This is a genomic window from Bacteroides sp. f07 (assembly GCF_042854785.1).
In the GTDB taxonomy this organism is placed as follows: domain Bacteria; phylum Bacteroidota; class Bacteroidia; order Bacteroidales; family Bacteroidaceae; genus Bacteroides.
This window is the reverse complement of record NZ_BAABXI010000001.1, coordinates 1,526,768-1,546,159: the sequence shown is the minus strand read 5'-3', so window position 1 is coordinate 1,546,159 and position 19,392 is coordinate 1,526,768. Positions and strand designations below refer to the sequence as shown.

Below are 19,392 nucleotides of genomic sequence, written 5' to 3'. Positions count from 1 at the left end.
GCTCCACCTCCTGCTTTTCCTCCAAGTCTATGGCTCATGGAAAACAGACCATGATCTTTTCCGGGCAGCAAAGGGAGATTCTTTTTTGCTTCATGGATTCGTCATCCAGCCGGATGCAGACAAAATAGTCCATCTCTCCTTTTCCAGTTTCCTTGCTGGTGATGACTTTCCCTTTATAGGGAATGGGGGCCTGTTCTTCCGGATCGTTCTCTACAATCCATGCCCCGATATAAATCTGACTTTTGGGTATCATATTTCCTGTTATTATTTTAAACGGTTGGTCTTTCGTTTTTGGTTCTCCGGCTTTTTGACGGCCCTCGGCTTTTTATTTATATCCGTGGGTAGCGGATGGAGAAGTCCCTCTTTCAAGGTATAGGTCTTGACGGGAAAAGGCTCGGATGAGTTCTTCATCCGGTTCTGACCGAAGTCCGCCATGCAGTATTGCAGGTGTCTGACCGCTTCCCGGTTGTTCTCCGGGATATAAAGCGCATAACCGGAAGACAATACTGATTTCTGCACGTCATTCAGCCTCCGGTTCCCCACAGTAAATTCCACCATCGGATCATCCAGCATGTTCTTGAGGGAACGGTGCCCCCTCACATCGAAATCCCTTTTCAGAATGCTGTCGGCGGCCTCCCGGATTTCCATGGAGGCTTGTTTGAATTCCTTCCTATCGAAATCAGCCGCTGATCGTACCTGCGTTATCCTTTCGAGTTTCCGGGCAACTGGCAGTAGCTCCTTAAAGTAGGTGAACGGCTGCTCATGAATATTCATATAACCGTTCTTCATCACGGTCAGCAGCCGGTAAATATCCCGGTTGGAAGGGATGATTTGCGCACGTACGTCCGGATCGAAATGGAATTTGTCAGCCAGTTCCATAAATCCGTCAGCCGTCGTTTCCATCGGGCTGTAAAATAGAGGAGTCAGCCCATTAATAAACTTGTCCGGCAATTTGGATTGGGGCACGTGGTTCTCACGCTGGAATTCAAAAGAATTATTCAGCTGCCGGGCATGGTCGATCCGGTAGGATGCGTCAATATGGGCTGCCAGCTCTTCCGTTACATACGGATATTCATAGACACCCAGATGGCCGATGTCGTAATGCGGATCGAAGTAATGGTCGATGATATGCTGCAAACATTCCCTGAATCCTTCTTTTCCGATTTCATTGCCGGAGAATATCAGATACCCGAAGTCATTCTCCACCACTTTCAGCGGTGTCCGGAAATTCGCCTCTCCCCGGTAGATTTTCTGCCTTTCGTCCTGGGATCTGCGGAAACTCATATAATCGGCTTCCTGCACGAAAGACTTTTTCAGGATGCTGCAATCGGTATCTCCTTTATATCTGAAGCAGTAGACAGCGTCCGAGAGTGAGATCTGACGGGAAGGGTACTGGAAGCTCCGCTGCAAGTAAGGCAACAGCTCCTGCCGGATATACTTGTCCAAAGGCATGTGTGTATCCGGTGACGGCACATCCCTCATCCAATTCAGGTCATACCGTACCATCTCCACATCCGGCACATACGTACAGCTTTTGACTTCGTTGACATTGTCCGACAGGAACTTATGAAAGGCGGCATCCGTTACCTCCCTTTGGTTTCCTTCGACGAACCTGAGTGAGTTGCCCGGTAACGGTGTATAATGGTGATACCGGTCTATCGCAATGAATATGCTGCCCGGTCTTTCGGGATCGAAAAATGAATTTTCCATTTGGTCTCTCTTGTCCATGTTTCTACAGTTTAGGGTGGGTGCTTTTTTTCTTTTTCACGTCCCGCTTTTTATCCAAAGCCTTTTCGATAACTGCTTTCACCTTGAATACCTGCTTGTTTGCAGGCGGTTCTTTAGAGAATACGATCCGGGAGAAATCCCCATTCACCCATGCATAGGAATGGGACGGGTTGTCCCTTGCCTCTGCGGGCAGAAAGAGCACATGTCCCGCCTGCAATACCTGCCGGTGAGGGGTAAAGAGGCGAACACCGTCTACCATGACACTGTCCATCGGGTCACTGAGAATCCTTTCGACCGTCCGGTGTCCGCGTACGTCGTAGAACCGCTTGAGGAGTTTATCCAGCTCGTCCTTATCACGGCTGTTTTCCTCTATCTGTTCACGTATTTCCGGTGTCGCGGGTCGACGGGAGAGTTCGGTAACTGTGCGTTCCTTGTCCGCCATCGCATCCAGCGCATCAATAATATTACAGTTGCGGTGGCTGATGTCACAGTGCGCAGTGTGGCAGAAACTGCGGAAATCTTCCGGGGTAGGCTTCATCTCATTACGGTATGCCAGCTCCATCTTTGGGAGTCTGTCCATCTTCAGGTAAGGATATTCAGTGAACAGGTTCCCGCCCGGATTGACAGACGGCCCCTGTCGGAGGATGCTTTCTGCCCTGTAAACATGAACGGGACCGAGGTTGAAATGGGGATCAAAGTAATGGTCCGCCACAAGCTGCAGGAATTTCCGCATGTTTGCCTGCCCTTCCGCCGTATGGGTGAAGAACAAAAAGCCGTCAGCGGTTTCTATGGCTGTATAGGATTGTTCGGGTTGCTTCATAATTTTATAATTTAGGGGAATTGTTCTTTTTCGTTTTTGTTTCTTTTTTCAAAGCGGCGGTATATGGGATGATTCTGCCGTTTTTCTCCTGATACACAGCTTTACCTGCCGGAGATTTGGAGTATGCCATTACCCGGTTACATTTCTTGTCGGCATGGAGAAAGTGCAAACCGGGCATTGATTCGGAGATTTTGGAAGAGTAGATCCATTTGCCTTCCAGAAGGGCTTGTCTCATGGCCTGGCTGGCATCGGCTCCCCCAATGAGAAACGGAACGCTTTTGTCATTCAGTGCCCTTTCCAATGTACGGTGTCCCCTTACATCGAATTCCGTTTGGAGAATATTCTCCGCTTTTTGGCGCATTTCATCCAGCACATCGGCCAAATTCAGACCGGAGGATTGTCCGTTGATGCAGTTGTCTATCCGGGTGACATACTCTTGAAATACATTCCAGCATCCGAAAGCCGGATCAGCCACAAGGTCACGCTTGAATCCGTTTTCTATCAAATACAGCAGTTTGCTGATATCCGCATTGTTACGGTTTGCAGGGCATCCGGCAAATTCTGTCAGGCGAAGGAATTCAGAAGCGGTCGGCTCCATATTCGTTTCAAATGTCTGCCTCCACCGGTTCCGGTCACGGAAAGCATCTTTTGAGAAGATGGTTTCATCAAAGTCATATTCCCCTTTCCCGTTTTGAGGGTTCTTCCGGTAACAGGCATCCACCAAGGGACAGATATCATCGGACAGCCTGTTGACCTGGTATTGCCTGACGGGACCGGGTTCACTATGGACCCGGAAATAGTTGTCGGATAGTTGCTGATAAAAATTTTTTAATCCATCCCGTCCAGTTTGGGTATCACTGAAGAACAGGATTCCTTTGGAAGTTTTCACAGCATGCAAGGGTAATTTATAAACCGGGTTATAGTCATATCGGACAGCCCGTTCATCCTGCTTCCTGTGAAACTGGAGCAGCCCATCCAATTGCTCTGCCGTCAACTTGGGTAGCTCGCCGGATTCCATGAGGATGTCGCTGCGTGACTGTGCAAACAGTACATTCCTCAGATTGGTGCTTATCAGGGGAACCAGTCCCTTCTCACGGACATAGGGCAGAAAGAACCGGTTGATATATTCTTTCTTGGCAATATCCCCTGTAAGGACAGGCACATCCGTCATTTTCGGGAATGAATAGATTTCCAGACGGGTATCCGGTACAAAAGCGGCATATTTGGCTTTTATCGTTTCCCGGCTGAACAGAGCCATGAATGTATAAACAGGGTCTTGCCTGTCGGGATCGGCAGAATAGAGTATATAGGAGGATTCCGCATGAGGTTTCTCCTTGCCGGTTTCATAACCGACAAGAAGATAGCCTTCACCGTCTTTCTTGAAAAGCTCGTCCAGCTGCTTGGGGTCATCAGAAAGATAGGCTGCCATATTATTACATTTTAGGGATTATGGACGGCTTGCGGGTACGTGTTTTCTTTTCCGCTTGCCGGGAGGCTTCTTCCTTTTTCAAAGGCTTCCCGGCTATTTGTACCGGCCCGTTTGTCTGCTGCTCACCGTTGCTGACCTGCTGTTGTATCTGTTTCTGCCCCTCTTCCAGCTTCTTGGTGCTTCTTTCCCAGAGGAATTCAACACCCCGCTCGGCGGCACTCATCTGAATGGATGTGGTATAATAGTTCCCGTTATTGGACTTGAAACGGATAGGCACTTCCTCTCCACGTAAGGCGGCTTCATATTCTGATGGGGAAAGCGTATAATCTTTTACCTTGCGGGGAACGCGTACCTGCTCTACGGGCATGTGAAACAATTCATTCGTTACCGGGTCTTTGGAAAGGTAGCAGGGCCTGGTTTCCTTGGTGCGGTAATCAATGACCATGTCGACTGTTTTACCCAGGTTGCCGGTCTGGTTTAATGTCTTGAGATCGTCCTCCGTCAATGTGTATCCCCTGTAATCTTCACCCACTTTGGGAGCCTGACGGATATAATGGATGTCAAACTTGACCACACCGTTCTCATCACGGAACAGGGAGAGTTTAGCATCACCACTTTCACGACCCAGCTCGGAAGGTTTGGCTATATGGAAGGCTACAGCGGAAGATTTCCCTTGCAACATCCTTTCAAGACTGTCCTTCGAATTTTTCAGGACATCCGGGGTAATGCCATATCTGGCAGCCTGTTCCCAATTGATTTCCCGTTCATTATAACGGTGGTTGTTATACACCCTGGTCGAAGCCAGCTCTTTTCTTACCGCTTCGTTCTGTGGTAGCTGCGCTGCCTCTATTTTTTCTTTGGCCTGCTCTACAGGTGTTTCTTTCGGGATGTTGTACAAGGAGTAACGTCCCGGATTGTTGTAATGGTAGAGAAAGTTCTTTCCGAAGTTGGTGAAGAAGTTACCTCTCTGGTCCACCTTGATGAACTGGCCTTTGTCCGCTTCATTGGCTTCGAGCGTTTCCAGTTCGCCATTCGCTGCGATTCCTTTTACTCCTTTGGCTTTCTGCTCTTTCTTGTCATATGCCATCAGATACCCGTGTTCCTGAGTTGCTCCGTTGTTTTCAGGGGCTAAGTTTACATTGTCCATATACGTTAATTTTAAAGATTAATGAATCATTTGCAAGGGTAAAATTACTATCTTTGCCATTAAATAAATTGATTATGAAGAAGTTGTCATTGATTGTCATGTTCTGTCACTTATTGTCATGTCCGGCTTTTACACAATCCCCGTCGAAGGAGTTCAGAAGCGGACTCAGTTCAATCATCTGCCGTATCCATTCCGCCCGGCAGTGAAAATCTTTCGTATGAAACAGCCGGTTGCCGGTAACCGTACTGGCTGATTATCCTATTATATTCCCCTTGAATGAGAGCCGGAGGAGGTTTGCCCTCTCTTCCGGTTTCGGAATAAGGATGCATCCGGTGAGAAAGAAAAGGGTACTCCATGCCGGAGTGGATATAGCCGCACCTTATGGCACGCCGGTCTATGCTTCGGGAAACGGGAAGGTCGTTGAAGCCCGGTACAGCAGCAGTTACGGCTGGTACGTCGAAATCAGGCATGCGGGTGGCTTTTCCACGCTGTATGCGCACTTAAGTAAATTGTACGTGAAAAAGGGAAACGTTGTCCACATGGGGCGGCGTATCGGCAATGTCGGGCATACCGGTATCGCGACCGGCAATCACCTGCATTTTGAACTGAGAAAAAACGGGAAGCCGCAGAATCCCCTGCAATGGGTGATACTGAGGGATTCACGTTATAAAAAGAGCCATTAATCCAATTCGTTATACAATGAATATTGAAGAAGCTAAACGCATTCCGTTGGAGGATTATCTCCGGCGCATGGGATTTTCCCCGGTCAGACAACACGGGGACAGTATCTGGTATTGTTCTCCTTTCCGTGAGGAGAAGACACCTTCTTTCAAGGTGAGCACATCCCGCAACCTATGATATGATTTCGATGCGCCCATATAGGCTACACAATAAATATCTCTATGGCAAGAGATTAGGTTAGAGTTCAACAGACCTATCCTCAACGACTTAGCTGGAGGAGAAATCCAAAGGTGACAAAAGCATTTCGGTAAAGTCATTAGTCAGCTAAATACCAAGCTGCGACTGCATGGCGAGAGGAAAAGACAGACACAAGGATGAAGCCTGATTGGTTGAACGATAGTTCTGCTGCACACGTACCAGCCCCGACGAAAGGTATTTGATTCACGTCGGGCTGAAGCACCCCATGTAAACCGAAATTACAATGGGGCAGGAACTGGCTTCAGAGCAACCACAATAAGTGGAATAGGAACGTAAGTCGCATCCGACAGTCTGCCGAGCCAAACAGTTATTGTGAAAGCAAATGGGGATTCCCTAAATCAGAATGCCGTAAGGCTATGGGCATAGGACCCTGAATATCTGACATGGGAACGGAGCTTCCGTAGTAGTCCGAGCAAGGGAAAGCCTTGTACATGGCGAAGGGAAGCAGTTAGATAACTTAATACAAACAATGGAAAATGTGCGAGACATTATGAGAAGTCCTGAGCAAGTATTAAAAGCTTTAAACAAGCATGGTAAAGTTTCGGATTACAAGTTCGAAAGGCTGTACCGTATCTTATTCAATGAGGAGATGTTTCATGTTGCTTACCAGCGTATTTACGCCAAACCAGGCAATATGACACCCGGTACGGATGGGAAAACCATCAATCGGATGAGTCTTCAAAGAATAAACAAAGTCATTGCATCTTTGAGAGATGAGTCTTACAAGCCTAATCCGGCAAAAAGGATATACATACCCAAGAAAAACGGTAAGAAAAGACCGCTTGGAATTCCTTCCTTTGAGGACAAACTTGTACAGGAGGTGGTGCGCATGATTCTTGAAGCCGTCTATGAAGAGGTGTTTGCAAACACCTCACATGGATTCAGACCAAACAGAAGCTGCCATACCGCATTGACCCATATCCAAAAGACATTCACAGGTACAAAATGGTTTGTGGAAGGAGACATTAAAGGATTCTTCGACAACATAGACCACAATGTATTGATTGCAACTTTGCGGAAACGGATTGCCGATGATAGATTTCTAAGGCTCATCCGCAAGTTGTTGAATGCGGGATATATTGAAGACTGGAAGTTTCATAATACAAACAAGGGAACTCCACAAGGCGGTAATATCAGTCCTATACTGGCAAACATTTATCTTGATAATTTTGACAAGTATATGGAAGAATACGCCCTACGCTTCAATAAGGGAAAAGAAAGACACATCACCAAAGAATACAAGCAACTCAGCGATAAGATGCAACGCATCCTTAAAAGCATCAAGAACATACAGGATGCAGATGTCAGATTACAGCTTAGGGATGAGTATGAGAAACTGAGACGTGAAAGGCAAAAGATTGAGAGCAGAGACAGTATGGATGAAACATACAGAAGGCTTCGATACGTAAGATACGCAGATGATTTCCTCATAGGTGTTATCGGAAGCAAGGCAGAGTGCGTTAAAATCAAGTCGGACATTACCAAGTATATGGAAGAAAACCTCAAGTTGGAACTGTCACAGGAAAAGACATTGATAACAAACGCACAAAAGCCCGCGAAATTTCTTGGCTTCGATGTTTCAGTCCGTAAGTCTGATGCTGTCAAGCGGGACAAGAACAATGTGCCAGCCCGTTATTACAACGGTAAGATAGTCCTAAAGGTCGCCATAGAAACGGTGCGGAACAAACTGGAAGAATACAGCGCCATCAGATACAAGGTAGAAAATGGCCGACAAGTTTGGTTTGCAAAGTTCAGAGGCAATCTTATGAAGAAGAAAATCGAGGACATAGTGGCGGCATATAACTCTGAAATCAGAGGGTTCTACAACTACTACTGCATTGCCAACAACGTGGCATACGCGCTCTCAAAGTTTGGATACATCATGGAGTACAGTATGTACCATACCATTGCAGGAAAAACCAATAGCACTGTAAGCAAAGTCATTGACAAATATAAGGTTGGGAATGACATTATAGTGCCATATCAGGATGCAAAAGGTAAATTACGGTACAGGAAATTCTATAATGAGGGATTCAAACGTAAACCACCAATGTACTATACGGAGGTAAACGACTTATCCTACACAATCGCAATTCCACAGCCGACGCTTACTGAGCGATTGGATGCGAGAACATGTGAATTATGTGGAAAAGTCGGGCCTGTAGTCATGCGTCATGTCAGAAAGCTAAATCAGCTTAAAGGAAAAACTGAATGCGACAGGCTGATGCTTGAAAAGCATAGGAAGACATTGGTTGTCTGTGAAAAGTGTTATGCCAAAATACACAGCCATGCTAAATAAAGTCATGTTATCAACGGAGAGCCGTATGCGTGGAGACATGCAAGTACGGTTTGGGGGCAGGTACGGGAAAACCTACTGCCGAAAGGCAGTAAGGCGTTCTGTACCGAGCCTACGTATCGGACAAGGAGGGGACATCATCACCCTGACGATGGAGCTACAAAAGACGAAGAATATCTCTTATGCATTAAAAGCGATAGAGGGACATTTCCCGGCTGCTTTCCGGCCTGCCGCCTCTGTCAGGAAGCCGGAGCCGCAGGCTGCCGGTTACCGGCAGGTACGCGTTGATCCGCTGACGAACCCGGTCTTGCTGGATTATCTCAAGGAAAGAGGTATTTTAGCCGAAATTGCCCGGAAGACTTGCAAGGAAGTGCATTTCGAGAACAAGGGCAAATGGTATTTTGCCGTGGCCTTTGCCAACCGGAGCGGCGGGTATGAGATCCGCAACAAATACCTGAAAGGGAGCATCTCTCCCAAGGAGATTACACATATTAAAAACGGCGGCGACCATTGTATCGTAGTCGAAGGTTTCATGGACTACCTGTCATACCTCACACTCAAATCAATGCGCCCCGGCAGCGGGCAGCCTGCCGATTATATCGTATTAAATTCGGTCAGCAATGTAGACAAGGCTATCCCGATATTAAAAGAATATAAGAGTGCTTTCTGTCTACTGGATAATGATCCTGCAGGAAAGCAAGCATTCTGCCAAATGACAGAAGCCGGATGTCCGGTTAAGGACAAGTCGGACTGTTATGCGGAATATAATGACCTGAATGATTACCTGCTGGGAAAGAAGATGGTTCCGGAGAACCGGCAACGCCATGCCGGAAACACTTCCACCAAGGAAAGGTCGCAAACGAAACAGCACGGTTGAAAATTATAACAAAGCTGTCACCGCTTAAAGCATAAAAAGAGGGCCAAATCCGGTTAAACAGATTTGGCTCTCTTTATTATTTCAGCCTCCGGTTAACTTCCGGATAGCTGTTTTTAGTAATTTCTAATCAGCAGCTCGTTGACCGTTTCCCTCTTCTCGGCAATGGAGCAAATGGAACGGAAGATACTGATCCGCTGGATATGGAAACCGGCATAGAGGTCGTCGAAGAAGGTATTCTCCGGATTCTTCTGCCGGGGATCGGAGTTGGAAAGCATTCATTTGCCACCCGCGTCGTCTATTTCCTTACAGAAATCTGCCAGGGTGACCTGCTCTTCGTCCCCGAAGTCCTGCGGCATATACGAGGTGCAGGCATTGCTCTCATTGACCGGCTTGTAAGGCGGGTCAAAATAGAAGAACGACTTGCTTCCGATGTATTCTCCCGTCTGCCGGTAGTCACCGTCCAGAATAATGACATCCTGCAACAGCTTATGGTTAAAACGGATCAGTTCCTCTTCCAGCAGTTTCACCCTTCCCCCGAAACCGAAAGTGACGGACAGCTTTCCCTTACGGTTCACGGAGTAGATGCCGTTATAGCAAGTGCGCATAAAGAAGATAAACAGGGCTGCACGGGTGATGTTATCCGGGGTACCTTCATTGTAATAGGTACGTTTCTCCATGAAGTAGGCTTTTCTTCGGGCATGTTCTTCCAATGCGATGTATTCCTCCTGTATCCGGGAAAGTACCCCGATCAACTCTTCCGGGGACTCCTTGATGACGCGGTAGACATTGATCAGGCTCTCGTTGGAATCATTGATGACGCAGCGGATTTCAGAATAGGTTTGTCTTATTCAGAAGAACAGGGCACCGCCGCCGACAAACGGTTCTACGTATGTATCCATCTGCCCGAAGTCTTTCGGAAGCGATTCGATCAGTACGGGGAGCAGTCTTCTTTTGCCTCCCACCCAAGGGAAGCAGGGTTTTCCCGGCAGACCAGCCGGAGAACTTTTCTTTACTTTTTCCATGTTTACAACATTTAAATGATTAATAAATTATATAGGGATTATTCATCTTCTGCCGTTTCCAGCAGGTGTTTCAGGTTGGGATCATTCTCAATGCGGAGCAGTTCTTTTTCAATAATCTGCGCCACATCTTCTTTGATTTGATAGTAGTTCCTTTCGATTTCCTCTTCCATGTGGTCCTTACCGTCCGCACCGGTAAAGTCCGTGATCACCGGGATTTTCCGGTAGGCTTTCGTTTCCGCGGCTACCTGTTCGTTATCCACTATGATTTCGGCATGGAATATCTTCTGATTTATCTTTTCATCGAAACTGTCGCAGACCGAACCGACAAACTCCCCCTGCGAGAGGTTGGATATCTTGGAGGCGGGGATGAGCGAGTCGAGCTGGGTAGAGATATTGGTCGAGGTGTCCTCCCTGGTTATATTGATGGACTTGCGCTGCTGGAGTACTTTTCCGAACCTTTCCGAGAGATTCTTTGCGGTTTCACCCACTACTTGCCCGGCAAAAATATTACCGATTGTATTTTGGATCACACGCGCCTCCTTATCGCCGTAATCCCTAACGAGTTGGCTGTAGTCTTGGGCACCGAGCATGACAGCCACCTTGTTGCTCCGGGCGGTGGCTATCAACGTGTCAAGCCCTTTAAAATAAATAGTTGGAACCTCGTCCACCAGGATGGAACATTTGAGCTTGCCTTTCCGGTTCACCATCTTGACGATACGGGCATTGTACAACCCCAATGCCGCCGAATAAATGTTCTGGCGGTCAGGGTTATTGCCTACGCACAGTACTTTGGGGGCATCCGGATTGTTGATATCCAGTGTGAAGTCATCGCCGGTCATAATCCAGTACAAGGCAGGCGATATCAGCCTGGAGAGCGGAATCTTGGCGGAAGCTATCTGGCCTTGGAGCTGCTCCATCGCGCCTCCTTTCCAAGCATCCATAAACGGTGACAGATAATTCTCCAGCTCCCGGTAAGAAGTGAGTATGGTAAAGAGGTCGGAGTATGGTTTGTTCAAAAGTTCGATCGCATGCGGGAACGTACAATACCGCCCGTTTTCATAAATTTTGAGATACCAGATCAGGGCTGCAAGCAGGATAATCGGGCTTTCCACAAAGAAGTCCCCCTGTTTTTGAATCCAACTCTTGTTCAAGTTAAGCATAATTACATACGCGGACTCATAAGCATCCGCAATGTCGGACAGGAATGCCGGGTTGAGCGGGTTGCACCGGTGGCTGTGGCGCGGATCATCGAAATTGATGACATAGAACCCGACCGGACGGGCATATTTATCCCGGTTCTTAAGCAGCTGGTTATAAGCGATCAGGCTTAAATCCGGAAACTTGAAGTCATAGCAGTAGAGTGCATAGCCTTTCTCTATTTGCTGCTTGATGAACTGGTTGATGACACAGTAGGATTTCCCGCTACCGGGACATCCCAGCACGATGCACCCCCTCTGCGGGGATACGACATTGATCCAGCCGTTGTACCATCTTTTCTTGTAATAGAAACGTGTCGGCAGGTTCACCGAGTATTCATTGGCAATCAGACGGGTTTCCTGCATGAAGCTCTCGTTCTCATCGTTAAAGACGTCATCCATGAGCTGGTTCTTCAGCAAGCGGGTAATCCAGACTCCGGCGGTAAGCAGGCAGATATATCCGGCGGCTACGGTAGATACATATGATAAGGTAAGAAGCGTAACGGAGAAACGGGTTGTCAATAAGAACTCACTACCGAAAAAGAGCAACACTCCGGCTGTAAGATAACAGCCGATATGCTTTCATGACATCTCCACATCCTTCCGTCCTTTGGCTCCCATACAGGAGAAGAAGAGGAAGAGCAGGCTGAAGGATTTGCTGACCAACGAGTGGGAAAACAGTCCCGTATCCCGTTGGAAGTTGAGCAGTATCTTATCCACTACACCGATGGTCAGATTCATGGAAAGAAAGTAGGGATAACAGAAATAATAAACATTCATTACTAAAAAGATGATGCTGACAGCCCTCATAAAGTCGAGGTTCTTATTAAGTCCTCTGGTTTCGTCCTGTGACATATTATCATAATGGATTAATAGTGATACATTGTATTAGCCGAGATGCGGACCTTTGCGCTTTCTCTTTTTCTTTTTTCCGTAAGGGCTTTGGGGCAGGTCTTCTGCCGGATAAGGATAGGATTCCGGTGAGAAGATGTCCAGCATTCCTTCCACCAGTCCCGGTTCTTTTGTTTCCAGTCCAGTCGGATGCAAGACAGGCACTTCTTCTTCCTTTCCCAATAGAACCACGCCATACTGCCGGTTGACGACCGATGCCGAGTATTCCTTTCCCAATGCCGAACCTTTGAATACGGTTCGGGAGGTATGGTCAATATAAGTAACTCCATAAATCACTCCCGCAGCGTTCTCATAAAGCATGGCGGTGATGCCTTTCTTACTTAAAGCCTGCAGGAATTCCTGACGGGTATCCTGTTTCAGAGCCGTGGCAATCGCTTCTTTCGTCCCCTCGGGTATCGGATGTTTTGCCATCCATTGCTTACTTTTGAAAAATTTCTTTTGAAGTGCCGCATATCCTACACTCTTGCCGATCTTGCTGGATTTGATGGCTACGCCCACCCGGTCACCCTTCTCATCGGTAGCCGCATAAACCAGTCCATGGCAGGTCTTCCCCTCTATCGTTTTACGGGTTTCTTCCACCGTCACATGGAAAAGCCCGAGCAGGGCTTTAAATTCCTTAATGGATTGGAATTTGTACCCTTGCATGACGGGCTTGACCACACCTGCTATCTGGTGCTTGATATCCCCTTTATAGTAATCAACGACAGCCAGCGGCAAAGATTCACGACGTTCCTGTTTCTCGGCAGGCAACAAGTGGTATTTTCTTTCCAGCTCCCGGCAAACGGTGGTAGAGCGTTGCCACTCTTTATAATCATTGATTTTCTTTCCTTGCCCGTCGATACGCAGGGAGACGATATGGATATGGGGCCTGCCGATATCCTCGTGCCGGTAGATGATATAGGGCTGGTCACCATACCCCATCATTTCCATGTATTCCTGCCCGATGGCTGCCAGCTGCTCATCAGCCAGTATATCGTCCAGGTGCGGATTGAGTGAGACATGGATAACCGGTTTCTCGGTGCGACGGTTAGCAGCCAGGTACGGTTCAAAGGAACGCATGCAATGCTGGATGGACGGATGACCGTCTGCCGGTTCCATGATCCGGTTTCATGACAGTGGCCGTGCCTGCTGCTTGTCCACTTTTTCGTGATTATAATATAATGCCCCGTAAACAGAGGCTCCTGATGTTATTTTTGCAACCATTGTTCGAATTCTTGGGTGAGACGGATAATCTCCCGGTTCAGGGATATTAGTTCAATAGTCAGTTGCTCCAATTTATAGAGCATGGCGAGGGCTTTCTTCTCAGAGAGTCCGGTATGCAAGGTCTTGACCGCCTGGTTATAGTTCACACCTATGCGGCGGTATTCGCTTTGCAGGTTGGTCAGCTTGATGTAGTAGTCCGTTGCCACCTTGTCGATCTTTACGACTTTCATCGGTTTGTCAAAAAGGGCGGAAAGGATGAACTGGGATTTGTTTTTGGCTCCCGAGTTCTCGAAAAGCCTTTCGAACTCGATGTTCTGGAATTCGTCCAGGCGGAAACCATAATAGTAGGAATGAAGCTGGGATTCCTCCTTGGGAGTCCGTCCGCCTCTTCATTTGCCTGATTTGTCAGCCTGCACAGGCTTGCGCGTATTACTGATCTTTGCCATACTTTTAAGTGTTTCATTTATTCGGCAGCAAAATAAGTGATAATATTCATACGAACCTAAAATCGGGAAGTGACTACAACTGACAGGAGATGACTATTTGTGACAGGGGGATTTTTACTCTCTGTTCACTTCCCGATTCCGCAGTTCACGATATTCTTTTCAAAGGTTTCCCGGAGTTTTGGAAGCAGCACCGAGAGGCTTTTCTTACGTCGGGCAAGATCCGCACGCAGGTCGTAAGGTTTGGGGAGGTTGACATGGAAGAACGACTCGAATGCCGTCACCAGTGAAGCGAATGACTGTCGGTTTCCTGTACCGTCCGTAACCAATCCGGAATAATCCAGTGAGGCGATCAGTTCCATCAGATTGACAAGGGAACCCTTCCAGTAAAGCGGGGGCAGATCCGGCCCCTTCCCTTTCGTAAGGGAAGGGACTGTGTGGTATTCGGGATGTTCCACGGAAAAGTGAAGTAGTCCGATTTCCGTCTTGACAAGAGCCGCAGCTTTCGCCAGACAGATATGCAGATACTTTCCGGGTATCTCCTTTGCCATGTTCAGGCAGGTATCCAGTTCCAGCTCCAGATAGTATAGGTGTCTGAGTCTTTCAAGAAGGGGCATTTCATCCTTTGCAAGTCGTAACAGGTAATCAAGAAACTCATCATAGGCGGATGACAATATGTTTTCCGAAACGGTGTTTCTTTCCTGGACCGCTTCCCGGAAGCAGTCCAACAGGCGGTGTGTCGTCAGTGTTCTCATGCTGTTCATTTTCTTGGTTTGACAATGGTGCCTTCCGGCGAAGATGCAGGGGCGAATATGATGCCGGAGATAACCGTTTGGGGTATATTGTCGGTTAACAGAATGAATACCAGTCAGATAAAACAAAATCTCGGCCGTAGAGTGTAAACACAAAAGGCGTACACCGCTTTACAAAATTGTACGGCAAGCGTACACCTTTTGTAAGGGATGTGCCCGAACATGCCGTTCTCAGGGTACGGTTTCCGTCAGCAGGATACACAATTGGTCCGTATCATACAGCGGAGTGCTCATGGAACAAGGGCTTCTATTTGGGGAGAGCTTCCTGAAGAACACACGTCCTGTGCCCGGGTTGGGCATCTCGACAAGAGCGAACGGCTTTCCGCCGGTTGTCAGGCGAAAATTCCCCTCTCTGTACCATTTCCGGTAACTGATCCTTTTAAGGGTGCTTCTTTCAATTTCAGCCGTTATGGGGATGACCAGCTGCTCTTCTATGATTTGTGACATGCTTCCGTGCACCGGACGGAAATCACCGGGAAGGAGAAAGCCGGTCCGCCACATTCTTCTCCGGCGTTCAAAATCGCAGACCTCAAAACCGAGTCTGCCGCATAAGGGTCGTATATTCATATTCAGATTGAATTAAAAGCTGTTATAGACTAAAATGCCATTCATATCTCCCGGCAAACATATCCCGAAGCGGGCGGAAATGCAAATAACGGATGTTAATAATATCCGGTTTCGCGACGAAGGATATCGTACTTTTTCAGCTTGTCATACAAGGATGTCCGGCTAATACCGAGTATCCGGGCCGCACGGGCACGATTCCCGCCGGTCCTCTCAAGCGTGGCAAGAATCAGCTGCTTTTCCTTCTCCTCTTCCGACAGGACCGCCACCTTATCCTGTCTCATACTCAGGTCCAGTTTCAGAGACTCTACGGATATCCATCCCCCCTTGGCAAACACGACCGCGCGTTGGACCGTATTCTTCAGTTCCCGGATATTCCCCGGCCAGGCGTATTGTTGCAATGCGGCGGTCGCCAGCCTCTCGAAGCCGTGGACCTCCTTACGGTACTTTACGGAAAAATGTTTCAGGAAGAATCCGGCGAGTGGAAGGATGTCCTCCCTGCATTCCGAGAGTAACGGTACCCGGATGGTATACTCGTTCAGCCGGTAGTACAGGTCTTCACGGAACCGCCCTTCCGCTATGGCCCCCTCCAGATCCGCGTTGGTGGCGGCGACAAGACGGACGTCGAAAGGACGTTCCTTTACTGTTCCGACCGGCAGATAACGCTTCTCCTGTAGGGCACGCAGCAGTTTCATCTGGTTTACGGGAGTAAGGTTCCCGATTTCATCCAGAAACAGCGTGCCGCCTTCCGCCGCATGGAAAAGTCCCACCCTGTCACTGTCCGCTCCGGTGAACGAACCCTTACGGTGCCCGAAAAACTCGCTCCCGCCAAGTCCGTCAGTTACGGCCCCACAATCCACGGCTATGAAAGGCTTGTTCCTGCGCAGGCTCTGTTCATGAATCTCGGCGGCGATATGTTCCTTGCCCGTGCCCGATGCGCCACGGAGCAGTACGGACATGTCGGAACGGGCCACCGGACCTATCTGCCGGTACATCTCACGCGCCTTTTCACTTTCACCACGATAGAACTCCGTTACGTCATGCCTCGGATGGTTGAATACTTTTTCAATGGCTTCAAACAGCCTTTCCGGTTGTACCGGCTTGCAGAGGTAATTGACGGCCCCCAGTTGCATGGCTTCCACCGCATTCTCCACCTGGCCGTAATTGGTCATGATAAAGAACGGGGCAGAACAGTATTTCCCGTTCATCCATTCCAGCAACTCCGTACTGTTACCGTCAGGCAGGCGCAAGTCGGCCAGGACGAGATCGAACTCCTTTGCCTGGAGTTCCTTGCGGGCCGCCGAAAGCGTACCCACATGGGTGGTGTCCATTCCTTTCTTCCTCAGCCAGTTGCCGATACTACGGCCGAAGACAACGTCATCCTCTATAATCAATATGGTTTTCATGAGTGTCTCATTTCATTTTCCTGTCTTATGTTCCTCTTCATGTTTTCCGCACAAGCAATCAGTCTTTCAGCGGCTTCCCATATTTCACGGATGCATTTTATCCGTTCTTCCGTCCAGAGTTCCGAATCGGACAGTACGATGGCGCGCAGTTTCTCCACCGGATAATCAAGGCGAACGCTTGTCCATAGGGGAAGATTCTTGTGCAAGATCTCCCGAACCGCCGGTCGGTCATTCTTTTCCAGTGCCTTGCGTAGCCGGTCAAGGTCCTTGCGGCTTTCCGAGATGAAGACATCAAGCATCCCCTCCCTGTCATCCTCTCCCGAGAGGATCAGGGAGAAGTCCGGCTGCCATGCTCTCTGCCTGTCCCTGCCGACACTCCGGGAGACGACCGCCATCAATTCCTCCATCCGGAAAGGCTTGCGGACATATCCGGCAAATCCTCCAGAAAGGTATTCAGCTTCCGGCTCCACGCCGGCTGTCAGGGCTATGACCGGAATCCTCCTCGCCCTTTCTATATTGGACGAGCGCAACAGTCCCAACAGTTCGAACCCGTCCATGTCGGGCATCCGGATGTCGGTAAGCAGGACATCATAATCATTTTCCCGGAGTTTTTCCACCACTTTCCGGCAGTCGGTACAGCAGTCACATTCGACCCGGTTACGCCTGAACATCTCACGTGTGAGGGAAAGCTGCCTCAAGTCATCATCGAGCAAAAGAATGCGGGCTCCCTCAATCCGGCAGTCAATCGGTAGCCGCTGTTCATCTTTCAGTGACTTGCTATCGGCAAGGATAAGGGGCAGCAACACAATGAAACAGCTGCCTTCACCCGGTCTGCTCTCCACCCGAATGGAGCCTCCTGTTTGCGAAACCAACCGGGAAGTAATAGCAAGGCCGAGCCCGAACCCGGGAATATTGCGGGCGTTGTCCAGCCGTTCGAATGCGTCAAATATTCGTTTCTGCTCATTATTGTCCATTCCCGTTCCTGTATCCTGCACCTTGATACAAAGTTCTCCCTTATGGAACATTGCTTCCAGTAGGACATGTCCCTTTCCGGTAAATTTCAAGGCATTGGAGAGCAGATTGTTTACGATCTGCTGCAGATGCCCCTTGTCACAACTGACAATCGCGTTCATGCCGGAAAATCTGGTCAACAGCTGCAATTCTTTTTTTTAGCTGATGGCAAGTAGCTGTCTGCAATCTCCCGAAACAGGGATTCCAAGTGAAAGATGGAGACGTTCTCCCAGGCCTGTCCGGTATCCAGCAGATAGAAGTTCATTAGCGTGTCCACCAGCGAAAGCATATAGTCTGACGCATGTCGGATATTTCCGGCGTATTCCTCCTGCATAGCCCTTTCCTTTTCACCGGGCAGCAGTTCCGCCGTTGCTCTGATAGTGGCAAGGGGAGAGCGCAGGTCATGGGCGATAGTCAGCATCATACGCTTCCTGGATTGGAGGAGTTCCGTGTTTTCCAAGTTGGAAGCTTCCAGCTGACGCCGGTATCGGTTCCGCCGGTTCAACTCCCGATGTATGATGATATAAAGTAAAATAGTCAGCAATGAAATAAAGACGGCAAGAGTGGAAACCGTATAAAAGGACCGGTCTCGTGCCCAAAGGAACTGCATGTAACGTTCCTCAAGGCGCCGGTCGGTCTCCAATTCAAAATCCTTGATAATACCATACAACCTACAGTTTAATGCCATATTGTTATTGTACAGATACTCCATTTGTACCAGCAGACGTTCACGCTCAGTCTCCTGCCGGCCGGTCAGTTCCCTGTTTAAAGAATGAAGCATACTTGCAGTTGAGACTTTCCGGTCTTTTTCCGCAGGTTGCAGCCGTTCCCGTTTTTCCTTCTGTTCCGAATAAACGGATTTTCTCTTCTTGCGTTTGAGGAAGGACCAGAAACTTTTCTTCGGAACTTCCTCTTTGACTCCAACAGGCGCTTTCTCATTGCGGATATGGGATGCAATCACTGGGATTTTCCGGTTTATGATTTCACCGGCTTCACGAAAACGGCTGAATGTATGCATTACCGTGTCAAGCAACTGTTCCTTTCTCTCCAGAAGCAGGCACAGCGAATCTATACGCACCCGTTGTCCGGATGTATGCACATATTGCTTCAAGGACTGTAATGTGCCACATACCTCGTTTCTCCTTTTCTGATAAGTACCCCGATCGTTCTCGTCCCACACACTGACCGTCTCTCCATAAGTGGCCAGATCCAGCAGGCCGGCGTAGGCTTCTCCGGTCAGATGCCAGAAATGAAGCAGTTCCTGTTCATCCTGTTGCAAATAGTTTCGCTTCATCTGTTCCTTACGAAAAAGACAAATAGTCAAGACAAGCAGGAATATCAAGATAATATATCCCGAGAATATTTTAATTTTTAAACACATAATAATCTATACTTACATCCTTCATTCCTGCTTGACTACCCCCAAAATAAGTAGTGAGAAAAAATTCCCTAATCAGCCATATAATATATTTTTCAATATCTAGGTCTAGTCGTATTAGATTCGTTTTCCATTTGAAGTCCATAATAGTACTAGGCTTTGGCTCAACAGAATATTATTATATACAAAACAGCCTTTTCAATAAAAAA

General features: G+C 48.2%; 16 protein-coding genes and 3 pseudogenes. 5 read left to right on the top strand and 14 right to left on the bottom strand.

The genetic code is table 11. The features are described 5' to 3' along the window. Nucleotides 1-34: 34 nt before the first annotated feature. From ACGHVY_RS06220 to ACGHVY_RS06200, 5 genes are read right to left on the bottom strand one after another with little or no spacing between them, the layout of a single operon-like run. Complete coding sequence (locus tag ACGHVY_RS06220) at nucleotides 35-253, bottom strand: hypothetical protein (protein ID WP_390597865.1); 219 nt, start codon at nucleotides 251-253, stop codon at nucleotides 35-37. Between the two features lie 11 nt (nucleotides 254-264). Next, nucleotides 265-1,728, bottom strand: a complete 1,464-nt coding sequence (locus ACGHVY_RS06215; RefSeq protein ID WP_390597863.1) for a DUF6047 family protein — start codon at nucleotides 1,726-1,728, stop codon at nucleotides 265-267. Between the two features lie 4 nt (nucleotides 1,729-1,732). After that, nucleotides 1,733-2,548, bottom strand: coding sequence for a DUF6047 family protein (locus tag ACGHVY_RS06210; RefSeq protein WP_390597861.1), 816 nt, complete (start codon nucleotides 2,546-2,548; stop codon nucleotides 1,733-1,735). Between the two features lie 4 nt (nucleotides 2,549-2,552). Beyond that, nucleotides 2,553-3,977, bottom strand: a complete 1,425-nt coding sequence (locus tag ACGHVY_RS06205) for a DUF6047 family protein (RefSeq protein ID WP_390597859.1) — start codon at nucleotides 3,975-3,977, stop codon at nucleotides 2,553-2,555. A gap of 4 nt (nucleotides 3,978-3,981) precedes the next feature. Continuing rightward, the gene (locus ACGHVY_RS06200) at nucleotides 3,982-5,124 is read right to left on the bottom strand and encodes a DUF4099 domain-containing protein (protein ID WP_347020537.1); all 1,143 of its coding nucleotides are present in this window, start codon (nucleotides 5,122-5,124) and stop codon (nucleotides 3,982-3,984) included. Between the two features lie 74 nt (nucleotides 5,125-5,198). On the opposite strand from ACGHVY_RS06200, the gene ACGHVY_RS06195 reads away from it, so the two are divergent. The 5 genes from ACGHVY_RS06195 (at nucleotide 5,199) to ACGHVY_RS06175 (ending at nucleotide 9,236) form a co-directional block, all read left to right on the top strand. Then, nucleotides 5,199-5,330: a hypothetical protein gene (locus ACGHVY_RS06195; RefSeq protein ID WP_262887391.1), complete on the top strand. Its 132-nt coding sequence runs from the start codon at nucleotides 5,199-5,201 to the stop codon at nucleotides 5,328-5,330. A gap of 117 nt (nucleotides 5,331-5,447) precedes the next feature. Continuing rightward, nucleotides 5,448-5,807, top strand: a complete 360-nt coding sequence (locus ACGHVY_RS06190) for a M23 family metallopeptidase (protein WP_287816410.1) — start codon at nucleotides 5,448-5,450, stop codon at nucleotides 5,805-5,807. A 16-nt stretch (nucleotides 5,808-5,823) separates the two neighbouring features. Next, nucleotides 5,824-5,982 (top strand): hypothetical protein, encoded by a 159-nt coding sequence (locus tag ACGHVY_RS06185; RefSeq protein WP_008777106.1) that lies wholly within the window; start codon nucleotides 5,824-5,826, stop codon nucleotides 5,980-5,982. 571 nt (nucleotides 5,983-6,553) lie between these two features. Continuing rightward, nucleotides 6,554-8,362 carry a reverse transcriptase domain-containing protein gene (locus ACGHVY_RS06180; RefSeq protein ID WP_390597856.1) on the top strand — a complete coding sequence of 603 codons (1,809 nt, stop codon included), beginning with the start codon at nucleotides 6,554-6,556 and terminating at the stop codon, nucleotides 8,360-8,362. Between the two features lie 148 nt (nucleotides 8,363-8,510). Further along, complete coding sequence (locus tag ACGHVY_RS06175) at nucleotides 8,511-9,236, top strand: toprim domain-containing protein (protein WP_008777107.1); 726 nt, start codon at nucleotides 8,511-8,513, stop codon at nucleotides 9,234-9,236. Between the two features lie 113 nt (nucleotides 9,237-9,349). Here ACGHVY_RS06175 and ACGHVY_RS06170 read toward each other — a convergent pair whose 3' ends face one another. From ACGHVY_RS06170 to ACGHVY_RS06130, 9 genes and pseudogenes are all read right to left on the bottom strand, one after another. Further along, nucleotides 9,350-9,511, bottom strand: a complete 162-nt coding sequence (locus tag ACGHVY_RS06170; protein ID WP_162832120.1) for a hypothetical protein — start codon at nucleotides 9,509-9,511, stop codon at nucleotides 9,350-9,352. Further along, nucleotides 9,512-10,258, bottom strand: a pseudogene (locus ACGHVY_RS06165) (DNA adenine methylase). It abuts the gene before it with no gap. Between the two features lie 38 nt (nucleotides 10,259-10,296). Further along, nucleotides 10,297-12,309, bottom strand: a pseudogene (gene mobC / locus ACGHVY_RS06160) (conjugal transfer protein MobC). Between the two features lie 33 nt (nucleotides 12,310-12,342). Then, entirely contained in the window at nucleotides 12,343-13,464 is a 1,122-nt protein-coding gene (gene mobB / locus ACGHVY_RS06155) for a conjugal transfer protein MobB (RefSeq protein WP_390597854.1), read from the bottom strand. Between the two features lie 89 nt (nucleotides 13,465-13,553). Beyond that, nucleotides 13,554-13,898: a hypothetical protein gene (locus ACGHVY_RS06150; RefSeq protein WP_249222556.1), complete on the bottom strand. Its 345-nt coding sequence runs from the start codon at nucleotides 13,896-13,898 to the stop codon at nucleotides 13,554-13,556. A 242-nt stretch (nucleotides 13,899-14,140) separates the two neighbouring features. Continuing rightward, entirely contained in the window at nucleotides 14,141-14,767 is a 627-nt protein-coding gene (locus ACGHVY_RS06145) for an RteC domain-containing protein (RefSeq protein ID WP_390597853.1), read from the bottom strand. 228 nt (nucleotides 14,768-14,995) lie between these two features. Beyond that, nucleotides 14,996-15,391 carry a hypothetical protein gene (locus tag ACGHVY_RS06140; protein ID WP_390597851.1) on the bottom strand — a complete coding sequence of 132 codons (396 nt, stop codon included), beginning with the start codon at nucleotides 15,389-15,391 and terminating at the stop codon, nucleotides 14,996-14,998. Between the two features lie 95 nt (nucleotides 15,392-15,486). Continuing rightward, nucleotides 15,487-16,794: a sigma-54-dependent transcriptional regulator gene (locus ACGHVY_RS06135; RefSeq protein WP_390597849.1), complete on the bottom strand. Its 1,308-nt coding sequence runs from the start codon at nucleotides 16,792-16,794 to the stop codon at nucleotides 15,487-15,489. After that, nucleotides 16,791-19,186, bottom strand: a pseudogene (locus ACGHVY_RS06130) (ATP-binding protein). The gene ACGHVY_RS06135 and the pseudogene ACGHVY_RS06130 overlap by 4 nt, the downstream one beginning before the upstream one ends. Between the last annotated feature and the right edge of the window lie 206 nt (nucleotides 19,187-19,392).

Excerpts from the sequence above, each read along its gene's own strand:
- ACGHVY_RS06220 (WP_390597865.1), bottom strand. The coding sequence starts at position 253 with ATGATACCCAAAAGTCAGATTTATATCGGGGCATGGATTGTAGAGAAC.
- ACGHVY_RS06215 (WP_390597863.1), bottom strand. The coding sequence starts at position 1,728 with ATGGACAAGAGAGACCAAATGGAAAATTCATTTTTCGATCCCGAAAGA.
- ACGHVY_RS06210 (WP_390597861.1), bottom strand. The coding sequence starts at position 2,548 with ATGAAGCAACCCGAACAATCCTATACAGCCATAGAAACCGCTGACGGC.
- ACGHVY_RS06205 (WP_390597859.1), bottom strand. The coding sequence starts at position 3,977 with ATGGCAGCCTATCTTTCTGATGACCCCAAGCAGCTGGACGAGCTTTTC.
- ACGHVY_RS06200 (WP_347020537.1), bottom strand. The coding sequence starts at position 5,124 with ATGGACAATGTAAACTTAGCCCCTGAAAACAACGGAGCAACTCAGGAA.
- ACGHVY_RS06195 (WP_262887391.1), top strand. The coding sequence starts at position 5,199 with ATGAAGAAGTTGTCATTGATTGTCATGTTCTGTCACTTATTGTCATGT.
- ACGHVY_RS06190 (WP_287816410.1), top strand. The coding sequence starts at position 5,448 with ATGCATCCGGTGAGAAAGAAAAGGGTACTCCATGCCGGAGTGGATATA.
- ACGHVY_RS06185 (WP_008777106.1), top strand. The coding sequence starts at position 5,824 with ATGAATATTGAAGAAGCTAAACGCATTCCGTTGGAGGATTATCTCCGG.
- ACGHVY_RS06180 (WP_390597856.1), top strand. The coding sequence starts at position 6,554 with ATGAGAAGTCCTGAGCAAGTATTAAAAGCTTTAAACAAGCATGGTAAA.
- ACGHVY_RS06175 (WP_008777107.1), top strand. The coding sequence starts at position 8,511 with ATGGAGCTACAAAAGACGAAGAATATCTCTTATGCATTAAAAGCGATA.
- ACGHVY_RS06170 (WP_162832120.1), bottom strand. The coding sequence starts at position 9,511 with ATGCTTTCCAACTCCGATCCCCGGCAGAAGAATCCGGAGAATACCTTC.
- mobB (WP_390597854.1), bottom strand. The coding sequence starts at position 13,464 with ATGGAACCGGCAGACGGTCATCCGTCCATCCAGCATTGCATGCGTTCC.
- ACGHVY_RS06145 (WP_390597853.1), bottom strand. The coding sequence starts at position 14,767 with ATGAGAACACTGACGACACACCGCCTGTTGGACTGCTTCCGGGAAGCG.
- ACGHVY_RS06140 (WP_390597851.1), bottom strand. The coding sequence starts at position 15,391 with ATGAATATACGACCCTTATGCGGCAGACTCGGTTTTGAGGTCTGCGAT.
- ACGHVY_RS06135 (WP_390597849.1), bottom strand. The coding sequence starts at position 16,794 with ATGAAAACCATATTGATTATAGAGGATGACGTTGTCTTCGGCCGTAGT.